The sequence below is a fragment of the Roseateles sp. P5_B10 genome, assembly GCF_056400485.1.
Map to the genome: position 1 here is coordinate 1 of NZ_JBFULE010001244.1, position 1,067 is coordinate 1,067.

Annotated in this window: 1 protein-coding gene; it reads right to left on the bottom strand. The window is 68.0% G+C overall.

Going from position 1 to position 1,067, the window contains the following annotated elements:
* A partial coding sequence (locus AC1DU6_RS32450; protein WP_477862350.1) for a molybdopterin cofactor-binding domain-containing protein occupies window positions 1–1,067 on the bottom strand: 1,067 nt, incomplete at both ends.

Here is a 1,067-nt window from a genome sequence, read left to right on the forward strand (position 1 = left end):
CGCCCACGCCCATGGTCATGGCGCCGATGACCTGGCTGCGCGCCGAGGTCGGGTTCAGGATGCGCCCCGCCGCGCACACAGCCAGCATGCGCCGCACGCGCACCTCGCCAGTCGTCGCATCCACCGCCACCTCGGCGAAATGCGCGCCAAAAGTGGACTGCTGGTAGCGCTTGTCGAGATCGCCATATTCGATGCCGTCCTCGGCCACCAGGCCGGCAAAGGACTTCAGCGGCATGGCCTTGCCGCCGCCACGCACCTCGCCACCGGCAAATTCCGCGTCGGCCATGCCGGCCTTCTGGGCGACCATGCCGCGCAGCTTCATGCAAGCCGCATACACGCCGGCCGTCGAGTTGTTGCCGCCCCATTGGCCGCCCGAGCCGCAGGACACCGGGAAGCTCGAATCCCCCAAGCGCACGACGACCTTGTCGAGGGTCACACCCATGGTCTCGGCTGCCGTCTGCGCAATGATGGTGTAGCTGCCGGTGCCGATGTCAGTCATGTCGGTTTCGACGATGACGCGCTCACCCTCCAGGCGCACGCGGGCCTTGGATTTCATCAGCAGGTTGTTGCGGAAGGCTGCTGCCATGCCGAGGCCCATGAGCCACGCGCCCTCGCGCACCTGCGCCGGTTTGGCATTGCGCCGGTTCCAGCCGAAGCGCTCGGCGCCTTGCTTCATGCACTCCACCAGGCGGCGCTGCGAGAAGGGACGCTGCGGCTTCTCGGGGTCGACCTGGGTGTCGTTGCGCACGCGGAACTCGATGGGGTCCAGACCGAGCTTTTCGGCCATCTCGTCCATCGCGATCTCCAGCGCCATCAGGCCTGGCGCTTCACCCGGCGCGCGCATGGCATTGCCCTCGGGCAGGTCCAGCACGGCCAGGTGCATGGCGGTGTGGCGGTGTTCACCGGCATAGAGCAGCCGCGTCTGGGCCGTGGCCGTCTCGGGGCCGCCGCCGGGCAGGTTACCGGACCAGCTCTCGTGCGAGATGGCCTGGATGCGCCCGTCCTTGTTGGCGCCGATGCGGATGCGCTGGATGGTTGCGGGCCGGTGCGTGGTGTTGTTGAACATC